The 883-nt window shown below is 73.3% G+C and carries 1 protein-coding gene; it reads right to left on the reverse strand.

Annotated features, from left to right (window positions below; genetic code table 11):
- The coding region (locus ACL02R_RS30025; RefSeq protein ID WP_412800118.1) for a methyltransferase domain-containing protein at positions 1–883 on the reverse strand (883 nt) is incomplete at both ends.

The raw sequence follows: 883 nt of genomic DNA on the forward strand, positions 1-883 counted from the left end.
CCGAGCCGGTCATGACGTCGATGAGGTGGACGGTCTCCCCGATCGTCGTCAACTGCGCGTTCGGCACGGCCGATTGCGCGAGGAAGCGGAGGAGGAACGCCTCCTCCGTCGGGTCGCTGATCCGGGCCGGGCCGTGCCGCGCGTCCCGGCGGGCCGGGGGGACGGCTGCCGCCCAGTGGGCGGGGTTGCCGAAGGCCGGCGCGGCGTGGACGCGGGCCGGCATGAACGAGACCGTTCCGGGGAGCAGCGGCCCCGCCGCACTGCCGTCCTCGGCGACGGTGAGCAGCACCCGCGCGTAGCCGTACAGCCAACCGCCCAGTGTCAGCAGGATCTTGCCCCCCGGCCGGGTCTGGGCGACGAGCGCGGGCGGCACGGTGCGGAAGGAGCATGCGGCGACCACCCGGTCGAAAGGCGCTTCCGGCCAGTACCCGTAGAGCCCGTCCGCCACGGCGAGCGTGGGGGAGTAACCGCAGGCGAAGAGGGCGTCGGCCGCCTGGGCGAGGCGGTGGTCGTCCACGTCGATGCTGGTCAGGTGGGTGGAGCCGAAGCGTTCGCAGGCGAGCGCGGTGGAGTAGCCGGTGCCGGTGCCGATCTCCAGGACCGTGTGCCCGTCTTCGATGTCGGCGTCCCCCCACATGCGCAGCACGAGGGAGGGAAGCGTGGCCGAGGAGGTCGGTACGCCACCGTGCCGCGTCGCGGGCGCCGCCCAGTCGGGCTCCTCGCCGTCGAACTGCGTGAGGAGCGTGGTGTCCTCGTACGCGGCTGTCAGCCAGTGCGTGCGGTCGAGCGCGGCGGTGACCGGCTCCCAGACGGGCAGACCATCACTGTCGGCCTGCCCGGACGGAAGGTAGAACCCAGGCGTGAACCGCTCCCGGGGCACCAC

Origin of the sequence: Streptomyces sp. MS19 (assembly GCF_047200595.1) — a bacterium.
Lineage (GTDB): Bacteria > Actinomycetota > Actinomycetes > Streptomycetales > Streptomycetaceae > Streptomyces.